General features: G+C 70.0%; 12 protein-coding genes. 6 read left to right on the top strand and 6 right to left on the bottom strand.

The window, feature by feature from the left end:
* Window positions 1–4: 4 nt before the first annotated feature.
* On the bottom strand, window positions 5–373 hold the full coding sequence (locus HWX07_RS08810; RefSeq protein ID WP_175876014.1) for a DUF3175 domain-containing protein: 369 nt from the start codon (window positions 371–373) through the stop codon (window positions 5–7).
* A gap of 157 nt (window positions 374–530) precedes the next feature.
* On the opposite strand from HWX07_RS08810, the gene HWX07_RS08805 reads away from it, so the two are divergent.
* The 5 genes from HWX07_RS08805 to HWX07_RS08785 all read left to right on the top strand — a co-directional run bounded on the left by HWX07_RS08805 (window position 531) and on the right by HWX07_RS08785 (window position 3,098).
* Window positions 531–980: a hypothetical protein gene (locus HWX07_RS08805; protein WP_175876013.1), complete on the top strand. Its 450-nt coding sequence runs from the start codon at window positions 531–533 to the stop codon at window positions 978–980.
* Between the two features lie 85 nt (window positions 981–1,065).
* Window positions 1,066–1,431: a DUF3022 domain-containing protein gene (locus HWX07_RS08800; protein WP_012336625.1), complete on the top strand. Its 366-nt coding sequence runs from the start codon at window positions 1,066–1,068 to the stop codon at window positions 1,429–1,431.
* Between the two features lie 247 nt (window positions 1,432–1,678).
* Entirely contained in the window at window positions 1,679–2,227 is a 549-nt protein-coding gene (locus HWX07_RS08795; RefSeq protein WP_175876012.1) for a type 1 glutamine amidotransferase domain-containing protein, read from the top strand.
* Between the two features lie 4 nt (window positions 2,228–2,231).
* Complete coding sequence (locus tag HWX07_RS08790) at window positions 2,232–2,564, top strand: DUF1488 domain-containing protein (protein WP_175876011.1); 333 nt, start codon at window positions 2,232–2,234, stop codon at window positions 2,562–2,564.
* A 288-nt stretch (window positions 2,565–2,852) separates the two neighbouring features.
* Window positions 2,853–3,098 (top strand): hypothetical protein, encoded by a 246-nt coding sequence (locus tag HWX07_RS08785; protein WP_175876010.1) that lies wholly within the window; start codon window positions 2,853–2,855, stop codon window positions 3,096–3,098.
* Window positions 3,099–3,120: 22 nt separating this feature from the next.
* On the opposite strand, the gene HWX07_RS08780 is transcribed toward HWX07_RS08785, so the two are convergent.
* On the bottom strand, window positions 3,121–4,371 hold the full coding sequence (locus HWX07_RS08780; protein ID WP_175876009.1) for a phosphatidylserine decarboxylase family protein: 1,251 nt from the start codon (window positions 4,369–4,371) through the stop codon (window positions 3,121–3,123).
* 116 nt (window positions 4,372–4,487) lie between these two features.
* On the opposite strand from HWX07_RS08780, the gene HWX07_RS08775 reads away from it, so the two are divergent.
* Window positions 4,488–4,721, top strand: coding sequence for a hypothetical protein (locus HWX07_RS08775; protein ID WP_175876008.1), 234 nt, complete (start codon window positions 4,488–4,490; stop codon window positions 4,719–4,721).
* A gap of 10 nt (window positions 4,722–4,731) precedes the next feature.
* On the opposite strand, the gene HWX07_RS08770 is transcribed toward HWX07_RS08775, so the two are convergent.
* From HWX07_RS08770 to treZ, 4 genes are all read right to left on the bottom strand, one after another.
* Window positions 4,732–6,345, bottom strand: coding sequence for a Fic family protein (locus HWX07_RS08770; RefSeq protein WP_175876007.1), 1,614 nt, complete (start codon window positions 6,343–6,345; stop codon window positions 4,732–4,734).
* 239 nt (window positions 6,346–6,584) lie between these two features.
* On the bottom strand, window positions 6,585–9,377 hold the full coding sequence (gene treY, locus HWX07_RS08765; RefSeq protein ID WP_175876006.1) for a malto-oligosyltrehalose synthase: 2,793 nt from the start codon (window positions 9,375–9,377) through the stop codon (window positions 6,585–6,587).
* Window positions 9,374–11,593 carry a 4-alpha-glucanotransferase gene (gene malQ, locus HWX07_RS08760; RefSeq protein ID WP_175876005.1) on the bottom strand — a complete coding sequence of 740 codons (2,220 nt, stop codon included), beginning with the start codon at window positions 11,591–11,593 and terminating at the stop codon, window positions 9,374–9,376. Before malQ ends, treY begins: the two co-directional genes overlap by 4 nt.
* Window positions 11,590–13,461: a malto-oligosyltrehalose trehalohydrolase gene (gene treZ / locus HWX07_RS08755; RefSeq protein ID WP_175876004.1), complete on the bottom strand. Its 1,872-nt coding sequence runs from the start codon at window positions 13,459–13,461 to the stop codon at window positions 11,590–11,592. Before treZ ends, malQ begins: the two co-directional genes overlap by 4 nt.
* Between the last annotated feature and the right edge of the window lie 5 nt (window positions 13,462–13,466).

Genomic DNA, 13,466 nt, shown 5'->3' with positions numbered 1-13,466 from the left:
GCCGTCAGGGCTTGCGGCCGAAGGCTTCGCGCAGTTTCCGCTTCGCGCGTTCGAGCGTGGTGCGGCGCGTTTTCGGCAGGTTGCGGCCGGCGCGGTTCACGTAAAAGTTCAGCATCGACATCGCCGACTGGAACGGCGACGCCTTGCGGCGGCGGCTGTGTTCGGCCGAGCGCTTCAGCGACGCGGCGATCGCGGCCGGATCGTCGGATTTGAAGATGTCGGGCTCGATGTCGAGCGCATCGCTTTTTTGCGTGACGTTGCCGGACCAGCGCTGGCGGTGGGCCGGGTCGGCGCTGCGCGCGCGGCCGGGGCGGCGCGTGTGGCGTTTGCCGTGCGACTTGTCGTGCGCGTGGGAAGCAGAAGCGGAAGGCATGAGGCGGGGGCTCCGTAGGGAATCACAGGAAGGTCGTGCGAAGACGCCGGACGCAAACCGCGTGCCGGGTCGCGAACCCGCCGACGGCGGCATGGGCCTTGCTGAAGGACCGAAGCAGGAATTTCCATCGAGCGATCATCCACAGGGAGAAAACGCCATGAAGTCAGCATTCGAATCGAAGTGTGTCGCGCGCCACGTGCTGGCGTGCGCGACTGTCGCGATCGTCGCGGCCGCGCCGCCCGCGTGGGCGCAGAATTCGCAGCGCTCGGACGAGGGCACCGGCGCGCCGAATCCGTCGATGGACATGTCGACGCCGGGCACCAACGGCAATACGACCGCGCCGCCGCCACCGGCCGGCACGCAGCGGCATGGCGCGAAGCACGGGATGCGTTCGCATAGCGGGTCGGCCGGCCACGTGAAGCCGGGCGGCGGCCCGAACGGCGCGGGTCAGGGCGGTAGCGGCGCCACGGGTGGCGGTGTCGGCGGCGGGTCGGGCGGGGCCGGCGGCTCGGGCGGCACCGGCGCCGGCAACGGCGGTTCGGCCGGCTCGACGGGCACGGGCGGTGGCGGGGCCGGCGGGACGGGCGGCGGTTCCAGCGGTTATTGACGGTGTCGTGCCGGCGCGGCCGGCATGGCGCGATGGCGGCGCGGTTTCCCGGGACGGGCGCGCCGCCGCCACGCAGGAGGACATCATGCAATCGAATTCCCGGATTTTGGTGGACAACGACGAGATCGACGGCGACGCAAGCGACACGGACGATCTCGACACGACGGTCCATGTGGACGTCGAAACGGGCAGGGTCATGTTCCATGCGGCGTGGGCGAACCCCGTCGAGGCGCCGCCCGAGGCGGCCCGCCATTCGGTCGTGCTCGCGCTCGAATGCTCGACGATGGAGCGCTACGCGGATCTGGACGAAGGCGCGCGAATGCGCGTCCACGCGATGCTGCACGACGCCGTGCAGCAGACGCTGGAACAGTTGCCCGATACCGACGAGAACCTGACGCTGACGGTCGAGCTGACCGACGCGATGCTCGACGCCGTGCGTCATTTGCAGTAATCGCACGGGATCGGCGCACGACATTGCATTACATCCCGTTGAAATCTTTGCAGCCGGGCACGGGCCGAGCGGCCGTGCGCCCGCCGATCGAATCCGATCGCGGGTCGTTCCCCGGTTACACGAAGGCGCACGCGCACGACCGCGCCGGCAGGCTACGGCCTGCGCGGCCGGAACGGCGCTTGCTGCCCCACCGGCACGGCACGACACCACGTGTGCCGTGTCCCTATCCCATTCCACGGAGGCATCCATGAGCGGCAAGCTGGATCATTGCAAGGTAGCGATTCTCGCGGTCGACGGCTTCGAGGAAGCCGAACTGGTCGAACCGCAGCGCGCGCTCGCGGCCGAAGGCGCGCAGGTGGACGTGATTTCGCAGAAGCCCGGCGAAATCCAGGGTTTCCGGCACGTCGACAAGGGTGAACGCGTGAAGGTCGACCGCACGTTCGACGATGCGCGCGAAGGCGACTACGACGCGGTCGTGCTGCCGGGCGGCGTCATCAACGGCGATGCGATCCGGATGGTGCCGGCCGCGCGCGAATTCGTGACGGCGGCCGTCGGCGCCGGCAAGCCGGTCGCGGCGATCTGCCACGGCGGCTGGCTGCTCGTGTCGGCGGAGTTGGTCGAGGGCAAGACGATGACGAGTTGGCCGAGCCTGCAGGACGACATCCGTCACGCGGGCGGCAAGTGGGTCGACCAGGAAGTCGTGCGCGACGGCAACCTGATCACGAGCCGCAAGCCGGCCGATCTGCCCGCGTTCAACGGCGCGCTGGTCGAGCGCCTCGCGTCGCGGGGGGCATGAGCCGATGCCGGCCGATTCCGATACCCCGCGCCGCGTGACGCTGACCGATGAACCGCCCACGTTCGATGGCGCGGCGCTGCAGTTGCGCTTCGTCGTCGACGTCGACGGCGTGCCGCAGTCCTGCGCGATCACGGTCGAGGCGCTGGAAGATCATTTCGGCGCGCGCTCCGCGCTGGAGGCCGATCTGCGCGACGCGTTCGAGCGTGGCCGCGCGCGGATCGAAGCCGCGTGCGCGGACGTGGTGGCGAGCGGCAACCACGACGTGGTGCTGCACAGCGGCTATTTCCGGGCACCGGCCGGGCGTGCGCGGGCCGGGTTGTTTCGCTCGCGGCCGTGAGCGTCGCGCGTTCTCTGCACGTCTTCCGCGCATTTTCTCCGGCCGCGTCGGTCACCTGCCGCGGCCACCCCTGCGGCCGCCCCTTACATGCCGTTGAAAACTTTGCAGCGGTTCGAACGCGCCGCGCGGTGCCACATCGCGCGGCGCGCGCACCGCACGGACAGCGGCCGCACGAGGCCGGCTGGCACGTTCCCTGCATGCCTGTAACGTTGCCGGCGCACGATTCGCGCCGCCAGCCGATGCGACGCCGGTGTTGCATCGTGCGTAGCCGTCAACGGGGAAACGAGCATGCTGACCGCCCACGAATTTGCCGTGCTGTTCCTCGCGCATCACGCGCCGGAACAGATCCAGATCGACCGTGACGACGTCGTCGCGCTCGTCGAACAACACCTGATCGTGCTGCAGCCCGACGACACGTCGGGCGCGCACCGCCCTGCACTGACGGCCGACGGACTGTCGGTCCTGCGGTGCGTGCAGCGTCATGACGCTGCCGAATTCCACGCCATCGGCATGAGCGACGGGGCCGACGCGTGACACGCCGGCCCGCGCGGCGCATTCACCGCGCGATCGCGACGGACGCATTGACCTGCACGACCGGCGGCTCGCCTTCGAACGGCGGCGCGTACAGGAAGCGGTCGATCACGCCGGCCTCGAACAGCAGACAGTAGGTCGAGCCGCCGAACTGGAAATAGCCGATCTCGTCGCCCTTGTCGACGCGCTGGCCCGGCACGACCTCGATCACGCACGACGACACGTCGCCCATCCCGACGAACACGGCCGCGACCGTCCCGATGCCGGGATCGTCGCAGGCGATCGCGACCACCGCGCGCGCGGCGACCGCGGTCGTGTAGCCCTGCGAGTCGTTGAGGCCGGCCGGGTCCGGGCCCTCTGCTTCGGCGACCGAGTAGTAGGTGCCGTCGACGCGATACGCGTGCGTGACGACGCCGCGCACCGGCGCATGCCAGCGGTGGTAGTTGTACGCGCTGAGGTAGGCCTGGTAGACGTCGCCCCCGACGAAGCGCTCGGCGAGCGACAGCCGTGCGGGCGTGAAGAGGTCGCGCAGCGAATACGGCTGCGACTTGATCCAGAACGTGTCGCGCAGTTTCACGTTGGTTTCGGTGTGATAGGGCGACGCTTCGCACGCGCTGACGATCACGTGCGGATCCTCGGGCGCGGCCACGGGCCGCGCGCCCTCGCGAAAGCGCCGCGTGAAGAAGTCGTTCCACGAATCGAAGCCCCAGTGCGGCTGGTCTTCGCGATACTGGAACTGCGACAGCCCGAGGCGCTTGCGTGCTTCATCGCAGAACCAGCCGTCGGGCGCCGACGTGTCGAGATGCGCGCGCGAATGCGGGCCGCCGAGGAAATCGCACCACACGTTCAGCACGCGCTTCAATTGCGCGTTGACGGCGGCGTCGCGAAACACCGCGTGGCCCGATGGCATGCACATCGGCCAGTCGAGGAACGCGTTCACCGGGCACACGATCAGGCTTTCCTCGCTGAAAGGCGGCGTATAGGTCATCAGATGGTCGATCACCGTCATCAGTTCGCCGATCGACGCGTAGCCGAGCCGGTATCCCGCTTCGCGCGCTTCGTCGATCGCGCGGGTGAGGCTCATGCGCAGCACGGCGTTGTCGTCGAACAGCCGCGCGAGCTCCTGCACGGCCGGCGTGCGCAACCGGTCGCCGGCATGCGCGCGCGCTTCGTTCGCGATTTTTTCGCGGAACGCGGCCATGTGCGCTTCCTCACTGGCCATCCATCCGCCGAGGCGGCGGCGAGTGGCGGGCGGCGTGTTGCGATTCGTCGGCATCGTCTCCTCCGGAAGGTTTTGGTCGAATCGATGAAGCAAGACGCTTGCCCGAGCGGCGGCATTGAAATTGCTGCATGCGAGCGACCGGTTTGTTTTCGATGACTCAGGAGAACAGCATGGCTACAGCTTCGAATGCACGACAGGCGAACGAGGCGGGATCGACGGACGAACGCCGCCGCGACGGGCAGCGGACCGTGACGCCGACGCGCACGCGGAAACGCCCGCAGGCGGCGCCGCGCGGCAATGGCGGCGGAAACGGGCCGGTGACGCCGAGCCGCGGCGAAGATACAGCAGGGAAACCGCTGTGGGAAGACGACAGCGGGACGTTGCCGCCGGAAGAGTGGTCGTGAGGTGGAGCGCTTACTGGCCCGCAGGCCGCTCGGGCCGATAACGGTCGGCAATCGCCACATCGACCGATTCACTGTCGCGAAATGCCGCGGAAACCGCATCGACGATAGCCGGCCAAATACCGGGTCGTTGCAGAACGGGCATCTCCTTTGCGAGGACGTTGCTGAGTTGTCCGTGGTTTTGCTCGATCGATCGTAGTACGCGGTCGGCTTGATGATCCGGCATTTCGACGATTTCCTTGAGCGCCTGCCGGGCCAGCGTGTGGCTTCGCAAATAGCGCGACTCCTCACGCATGTGTTCCGTGAGCGTACGCCGGATGATGTTGGCTAGATATTGCACATGCGGACTCAGATCCGGATACCGCCATAGGGGTCTTGCCCGTCCGGCGCCGTCAAACGCGAAGTTGGATACGACACCGTCCGGATAAGAGGTCTGAGCCGCTGTGAACGATATGTTGTCGCGCACTTGTTCCATCAGGGGAACGGATACCTGATCCAGTACGCTGTCGTATCCGCGGCGTTCGCCGGCGTCGTCCATGATCACTGCAGAAACGGGAAGGATCACCGGCGCGGGAATGGCGCCGTCCCTGCGGAGGACGTCGTTGATCAGGAAGCGATGGACGCGGCCGTTTCCGTCTGCTAGTGGATGAACATAGACGAAACCGAAGGCTGCGACCGTGCTGCGCATCACCGGGGATTGCCCCGAAGTGCGCTCCAGGAATGCGCGAAGTCCGTCGAGCATTGTCGGCACATCGTCTTGTCCAGGCGCCACGTAGTGGACGACTTCGCTAAAGCGTATGGTCTCTCCGACGAATACGGGCGATTGCCGGAAGCCGAAATGCGTGAGCGTGGTTCGTTCGCCGAGGATTTCCCGTTGTAGTTCCGCAGCGGCGGCGTCTGTCAGCGGCTGTTCGCCTTGAGCGGTACGTCGGGCCATGACGTCGGCGAAGCGCTGGATGCGAGTGGTGTGGTCAGCCTCTCCCTCGATGGCAAAACTGGCCTTGCTTTCCCTCAATGTCATCCAGGTTGCTGCACGTATCAACAAATCCTCGCCGAACTCCTTTGCCAGATCGGCGAAGAGGCTCGGCACGTCAAGCGCGGCGGCCTCCATGAAAGCAGCAGTCTTTACGAGGGTCGGGCAGAAGTAACGCGTACCCGGAAGGTTGTCGTTCACCCGCCACCGCGCATTTCTCAGAACGTGGTTGCGGGACGAAGTGACGATCTTGACGTCGTCGAGGACGTCGACGTAGTTCCCACCCAGTCGCTCGGGAACACTCAGGTGGTCATCGATGAGCCATTCGTAAAGAAAAGCGGCGCGACGGGCATACTGACCGGTCGGCTCGGCGTCGATCCACGCCTGGATGGCACCGGGTCCCGATTTCTCGAACAAGCGCGTGAGAAGCTCTAGTTGCGGGACCTCGTGGCGCAGATGAAACTGGAGATGGGCGGCGAAGTCATCCGCAGGGCGCATCAGTTCCGGGTAGGTTTCGAGTCGGTAGCCGTCGACGATTTCGGTGGCTCGTCGGCTCCCGATGCGACTGAGTACAGGAGGCCGAGCCATCGGCGCAACGTCGCAGTTCGAGATCAACCACGCGGCGCCAATTGGATCGTCGGGCAATTCAGGCATGGGAAAGTCCTGTCAGTCGGCTCAGCCTCTGCGCAAAATCGATTAGAAACGTCGGTTTTGTGCACAAATCGATTATGGATGTACAAAAACGATTATACGCGGCCGGTTTTGCATAAATTCGATTATCTTCGAGCCCCCGACGGACAGCGCGGACACGACCGTCATCGAAATTTATTTCGACCCCTTTAATTGAGGCTATGGTTCTCCATTCAGTAGGTGACGACGGGCCGAGGGGTGAACTACCGGGCGCGAGCGTGGCCGGGACGATCCTGATTCCTCCGCCCAGCGATCAGCACCGCCACAGGTAACTCGGCCAGACAGCGATCGAGCGCCAATACACCTTCCGGCGCATCGATCGCGGCGCTCGCATTCAACCAGTCGTTCCACGGCCCTTCAACGCCGCGCGGCAGCACGACCGCCGTATCGCCCCATTGCGCAGGCTCCACGCGCGGTATCTCTGGCGCTTCCCCCAGCAACCGGCACGCGAGCCGTGTCGCGACCACCACCACGGCGGCGGCCTCATCACATCGCGCGAACGCCACCACGTGCCGCGCAAGCTTGCCGCGCACCCGCAGCGGAACGTACGCGCCGTCCGCGAACGTCGCTGGCCATCGGGCCCGCAGCGCCAGCATCCGCTCGATCAGCGCGCGTTTCACGCGCGCATCGGGCCACGTCGGCAGATACGATGCGACCGGCCCATCGACCGGTTCGGCCGCCAGCGTCGCGAACGGCACGTCGCGCCGGTTGTCCGGATCGACGAGCGAGTGATCCCATGACTCGGTACCTTGATACAGATCCGGCACGCCGGGCGACGCGATCCGCAGCGCCGTCTGCGTGAGGCTGTTGACGACGCCGGCCGGCGCGATCCGTGCGACGAACGCATGCAGCCGATGCGGAAAATCGCCCGCGCCGCGCGGCGTCAGGATCGCGCGGACGAACGCTTCACAGGCGTGCTCGTAATCCGGCGCGGGCGCGAGCCAGTCGGTGTACTGCTTCGCTTCGCGCAGCGCCTTCGTCTGCCACTGCACGACGCGTGTCGCGAGCGCGTCGAGCCCGGCGGCATCGTCGGGGGCGAGCGTCGGCGGCCAGCAGCCCACCAGCGTCTGGTACAGCATCGCCTCGGCGGCCGGCCCGGGCGTCCACGCGAGGTCGCGGTGCGCGCCGCCGCGATGCGGCAGGTTCTGCGCCGACCAGTCGAGCGATATCGCGCGCCACGCATCGGGCATCTCGCTCAGCACCGCGAGCCGCGCACGCGCATCCTCGCCGCGCTTGTGATCGTGCGTGGCCGTCGCGACGAGCCCGTGCGGCACGGTGCGCGCGCGGCGCCGGTTGCGCGCATGGAAGGCGCCGCGAGAGAGGCTGAAGTCGCCGGCGTCGGCGCCGACCTCGTTGCGCGACAGCAGCCGGCCGTAGCGATAGTTGGCGGTATCCTCGACGCCCTTCGCGGCCAGCGGCGCGGTGAGCTGCGCGAACGCGACGCGCGCCGCCAGCAGCGCATCGGCGTTCGCGCGCGGCACGCGCACGACCGGCAAGCCGAGCCACGCGGCGACCCGTTCGAGCCCGAACCGGTCGGTCGGATCGACCGCCGCGTACGCGCCTTCGTACGCGTGGGCGAGCACGCGCCGGTCTTCGTCGGCCGGCTCGTCGCCCAGCGCCGGATACATCCGGTACACGGGCAGCCGCACCGCGAGTTCGCCGAGCACGCGCTGGATCGCGATCCGGCTGACGTCGCGCGTCGCGGGCGACGCCCGGGCGATCTCGTGCAGCAACCGCGCGACCCGCGCATGCTCGGCGGCGAGCTGGCGCATCAGCACGCGCCGCTTGCCGTCGAGCGCTTCCTGCGCGAACGTGCGCGCCGAACCCGACACGGCCGCCCAGTGCGCGGCGAGCGGTTCGGCGCCGGCCGGGTCGTGCAGCAGCGCGCCGACGTCGTTCATGAAGTCGTAGCCGGTGGTGCCGTCGACCGCCCAGTCGCTGCGCAGCGCTTCGCCGGGCGCGAGGATCTTTTCGACCACGACGTAGGGTCGCGCGTCGCGCTGCGCGGCGAGCCGCGCGTGCAGCCGGCGGCAATACGCGCGCGGATCGGCGAGGCCGTCGACGTGATCGACGCGCACGCCGTCGACGAGCCCGGCGGCATGCAGGCGCAGCGGCAGCGCATGCACGGCGTCGAACACCGCATCGTCCTCGACGCGCACGGCCGCGAGCGTCGCGATGTCGAAGAAGCGCCGCCAGTTCAGCTCGTCGGCGGCCGTGCGCCACCAGGCGAGCCGGTAGTGCTGGCGTTCGAGCAGCCGGTGCAGGCACGCGCGCGAGCGGGCGCGGCGCGGGTCGGCGCCGCGCAATACCGCGTCGAACGCATGCGGGCCGTGCGCGGCCGCATGATCGCGCAGCGCCGCATGGGCGGCGGCGAGCCGCGCGCTGTCGCGTGCCGGTGCGGCATCGAAGCGCTCGGCGAGCGCGTTCAGGTCCGCGCGGTTCGCGATGCGCAGGATCTCCGCGTAGGTGGCGGCGGCGACCGGCAACTGCCGCCCTGGGCACGCGATGGTGAAGCGGCCCGTGGCCGGATCGGCGCGCAGCGTGATGTCGCCGGCCGCGAGCGCATCGCCGTACGGCGCGCCGAGGCAGGGCAGCAGCACCTTGCCGTAGAGCGTGGGGTCGGGCGGATGCCAGTCGATGTCGAAATAGCGTGCGTACGGGCTCGCCGGCCCCCATTCGAGCACGTCGTTCCACCAGCCGTTCGACGACCCGCCGACGCCCATGTGGTTCGGCACGATGTCGATGACGATGCCGAGGCCGCGCGCGCGCAGCGCGTCGACGAGCCGCATGAAGCCGGCTTCGCCGCCGAGTTCCGCGCCGAGCGCGCCGTGGTCGACGGTGTCGTAGCCGTGCCGCGAGCCGGGCTCGGCCGTGGACACCGGCGACAGGTACAGGTGGCTCACGCCGAGCCGCGCGAAGTAGTCGGCGTGCGCGGCCGCGTCGTCGAACGTGAAGCCCGCATGCAGCTGCAGTCGCAGCGTCGCGCGTGGGGTCATGGGCCATGCCTCCGCGAGCGGCGCGCGTCCACGACGGCCGCGATGCGCGTGCGCACGTCGGCGTCGAACAGCGCGTCGATCGTGCGCGGCAGCCGCTGCCGCCAGTTCGGATGGCCGCACGGCGGCCCCGGCAGGTTCGGCTGCGCGTCGAGAGCGAGCAGATCCTCGAGCGGCAGCAGCGCGAGCGGCGACGGGCTGCTTGCGACATAGGCCAGGATCGCATTTACCGGCGGCATGTCGGCCGGCGGCGTCGCGGCGCCGGCCGGCGCGCACCCGGCGTGTTGCAGCGCGCGCCACAGCGCGGCGCGCTCGGTGGCGCGTTCCGCATGAGCGGCGAGCAGCTCGGGAGGCGGTGGAGGCGTCGAGTGATTCGAATCGGGGCGCGGCACGCTGTCGTGTCCGAACGCCATGCCTTGCACTATCTCGTCCGAATCGTACGCGCTCGCAGCGTCCGGCGTCGGCGCGGCGACGTCGCGCGGTTGCGATCCGTCGCGCCGTTTAGCGGCTTCGGCCTCGGCCGCGACGCGCCGCCATCCGAGATCGACGCCGCGCCACCAGCCGGCCACGGTCGGCAAATCGTGCGTCGAGGTCATCGCGATCGCGTCGCGATCCCACGCGGCGGGCGGCCGGAACGCGCCATCCGCATCGCGCTCGAACCACAGCACGCGCATGCCCGCGACACCCTGCGCGCCGAGCCGTTCGCGCAACCCGGCCGGCACGGTGCCCAGATCCTCGCCGATCGCGATCGCGCGATGGCGCGCCGCCTCGAGCGCGACGAGCCGCACCAGATCGTCGAGCGGATAGCGCAGGTACGCGCCGCTGCGCGGCGAGCCGCCGTCCGGCACGATCCACATTCGCGCGAAGCCGAGCACGTGGTCGATGCGGATGCCGCCCGCATGCGCGAACGCGGCGCGCAGCAGTTCGATGAACGGCATGAAGCCGTCCGCGCGCAGCGCGTCGGGCGTCCAGGTCGTCACGCCCCACGCCTGACCGGCCGCATTGAACAGGTCGGGCGGCGCGCCGAGCGATACGCCGCGCAGCAGCGTCGTGCCGTGCGCCCACGCGTCGCTGCCGGCTTGATCGGAGCCGACCGCGAGATCGGCGATCAGCCCGGTCGCCATGCCCGCGCCGCGCGCCGCGTGTTGCGCGTCGCCGAGCGCGCGCGACGCGCACCATTGCAGGAAGGTGTGGAACGCGATCGTGTCGGCGTGCGCGTGCGCGAACGCGTCGACTTCCGCCGACCCCGACATGCGCCATTGCGACGGCCATTGCCGCCAGTCCGCACCGATCCCGTGCTCGATGCAGAACGCCTGCAGCGCATCGAAGCGCGCATGCGCGTCGAGCGCCGCGCCGCCCGCCGCGCGAAACCGCTGGTACGTGTCGCGCGACGGGTCGTCGCTCGCGCGCCATGCGTCGAAGCACGCACGCAGGCGCCGCAGCTTCGTCGGCAGCACGCTGGGCCAGTCGATCAGCGCGGCGTCGGCTGGGGCAGCGGATGGGCGATGTGCCGCGTCGGCGCCCGGCACGGCGTCGCAGTCGAGATACGCGACGTTGTGCCAGCGCCGTGACGACGGCGAATACGGGCTGTCGTGCGCGGGAAGCGCCGGATAGCCGGCGTGCGTCGGGCTGATCGCCACCGCCTGCGCGCCGTGGCGCGCCGCCTGTGCGGCGAGTCGCGCGAGCGCCGTGTAGTCGCCCGCGCCGTCGTCGCCGGTGCGGCGCAGGCTGTAGAGCTGCGCCGCGATGCCCCAGCGGCCCGCGTCGTGGGTGCGGGCCAACGCGTCGAACGGCTGCGCCCGCGGCGGCGCGATCGCGAGCCCGATGCGCTGCTCGCCGATGTCGAGCGCGTGATAGCCGGGCATCGCGAGCGGCGGCAGCGTGCCGTGTTCGTCCGTGCCGCCCACGCGTCCGTCCACGTGCCCGCCGGTTTCGAGCGAGATCCTGAAGCGCGCGCCCGGCGGCGCGATGGTCGCGGGCAGCGTCAGCGGCAGGCCGGCGTCGCCTGTCACGAGGCGCGGCGGCAACGCGTTCGCATCGGCGAGCGCGGCCGCGCTGTCGACCCGCTGGATCGCCGTGCCGCACGGCCAGCCGAGCGCATCGACGAGCGCGACCAGCGCGTCGTCGTCCACGCGCCGCGCGACACCGCCCGCGTCGGTCCAGTCGGGTTGCAGGCCGGCCGCACGGGCGAGCGCTGCGATCGGGACGTCGGTCGTCATGATGCGCTCCGTCCGTTCGTGCTGTGATACCGCGCATCCCGGTTGACCGCGCCGTCGCGCCATACGATGCACGCGCGGGGCGGCACGTGCCCGCCGGGCAGACGGTCGCGTGCCCGCGGCGGCGTCTCGAACACGATCTTGCCGACCGGCAGCGCGGGCAGCGCCGCGTCGTGCGAGCCGAGATTCAGCGCGATCGTCAGCGTGCTGCCGTCGCCGAGGCGCCAGCGCGCGACCAGTGCCGGCGGGTCGCCGTCGCCCGCGAGCAGCTCGACGCCGAGCGACCGTGCGTTGGCCAGATGCGGCGTCACGAGCGCCGCGCGCACGGCCAGCGCGCTGCGGTAGAAGCGCCGCCACGCGGCCGCGTCGGGCCACGACTCGTCAGGCGGATGATGTAACGACGAGCGCACGAAGGTCGCGATGTCGTTCGGGTCGGGAATCGCGTCGCGATGGGCGGCGTCCGCGAACGCGGGAAACGCGGCGAATTCGCGGCGCCGGCCGTCGCGCACCGCATCGGCGAGCGCGCCGCGATAGTCGGTGAAGAACTGGAACGGCTGCGTGCTGCCGTCTTCCTCGCCCATGAACAGCAGCGGGATCGACGGCGCGAGCAGCATCAGCGCGGTGGCCGCGCGCACCGCATCGTCGTTCGCGAGCGCGCGCAGCCGTTCGCCGAACGCGCGGTTGCCCACCTGGTCGTGGTTCTGCAGGAACACGACGAACGCGGTCGGCGGCAGGTGCGCGCTCGGCTCGCCGCGCGCGGCGCCGTCGTGCAGCGGCGACGCCTCGCCCTGGTACGCGAAGCCTTCGCCGAGCGTGCGCGCGAAATGGCGCAGCGGCGCGTCGGCGTACGCGCGGTAGTAGCCGTCGCGCTCGCCGGTCAGCAGCACGTGCGCGCTGTTGTGGAAGTCGTCGTTCCATTGCGCGTCGAAGCCGTCGGGGCCGAGCAGGCTCGCGGTATTGCGTTCGTTCTCCAGCACGAGATGCACGTGGCGCGCATCGCCCGCATGCGCGCGTGCGCGGCGCGCGAGTTCGCGCAGCCATGCGTCGTCGTCGATCGCGTGCGCGGCGTCGATGCGCAGCCCGTCGAAACGGTATTCGTCGAGCCAGTACAGCGCGTTGTCGATGAAGAACGCGCTCGTCTGCGGGCGGGAGAAGTCGATCGCCGGCCCCCACGCGGTGTGCCGGTCCGCGCGGAAGAAGTCGGGCGCGTAGCGCGGCAGCAGGTTGCCGTCGGGGCCGAAGTGGTTGTACACGACGTCGAGGAACACCTGCAGCCCGAGCCCGTGCGCGGTGTCGACCAGCGATTTCAGCTCCTCGGGGCGCCCGTACGACGCGTCGGGCGCGAACGGCAGCACGCCGTCGTAGCCCCAGTTGCGCGCGCCGGGAAACGCATTGACCGGCATCAGCTCGACGGCGGTCACGCCGAGTTCGGCGATCGCCGGCAGCCGGCGCTCGACCGCCGCGTAGCCGCCGCATGCGCCGACGTGCAGCTCGTACAGCACCGTTTCGTGCCACGGGCGGCCGCGCCACCCGTCGTGGCGCCAGCGGTATGCGGCCGGATCGACGACCTGGCTCGGGCCCTGTACGTCGTAGGGCTGGAAGCGCGACGCGGGATCGGGCACCGAGAGCGTGCCGTCGAGCACGTAGCGGTACAGCGTGCCGGGGCCGCACGGCGCGACCGTCTCGAACCAGCCGTCGCCGACGGGCGTCATCGGAATCGCGCGGCCGCCTGCGTCCTGCAGCTCGACGGCGGCGGTGCGGCTCGCGGGCGCCCACAGCCGGAAGCGCGTGCGGTCGGCATCGACGCAGGTCGCGCCGAACGACGATTCGAATACATGCGTACCGGTGGGGCGGGCGGAACGGGAAGTCATGGCGG

Source organism: Burkholderia sp. BCC0097 (genome assembly GCF_902832985.1).
Lineage (GTDB): Bacteria > Pseudomonadota > Gammaproteobacteria > Burkholderiales > Burkholderiaceae > Burkholderia > Burkholderia orbicola.
Note: the sequence above shows the minus strand (reverse complement) of the source record. Positions and strands in the feature narration are given on the sequence as shown.